Source organism: Acetomicrobium sp. S15 = DSM 107314 (assembly GCF_016125955.1).
GTDB lineage: Bacteria > Synergistota > Synergistia > Synergistales > Thermosynergistaceae > Thermosynergistes > Thermosynergistes pyruvativorans.
Genome location: NZ_JADEVE010000200.1, coordinates 1 through 323, shown reverse-complemented (window position 1 = coordinate 323; position 323 = coordinate 1). Strand labels below are relative to the sequence as shown.

Annotated in this window: 1 pseudogene; it reads left to right on the top strand. The window is 51.1% G+C overall.

The window, feature by feature from the left end:
- Positions 1-155: 155 nt before the first annotated feature.
- Positions 156-323 (top strand): annotated as a pseudogene (locus EZM41_RS14635) (hypothetical protein); the annotation flags it as partial.

Below are 323 nucleotides of genomic sequence, written 5' to 3'. Positions count from 1 at the left end.
TGCTAAGAGGGCAAAGAGCGTGGCAGAAAACGTCATGGAGGAGGTTAAAGCATCGGTTGGCCTCGTGCTGTGATGGATGTATTTGAGGTAGAAATTGAGGGATTTTCTGGTCCGCTTGGACGTGAAGAGGGAGTTCCTGCGCAGCACGCTCGCGATTGACACGGCCGTTTTTGACTTCGGGAGTTGCTGATTTGGAGGTAGAGCTTGAAAGCTTGAAGAAAAGAGAAGCCCTCGATCTAAAGTGCGAAGAATGGGAGGCCTTGTTCGAGGGATGGAAGGAGCCGAGATATAGGGCCTCCCAGGTTTGCGACTGGATTTACAAA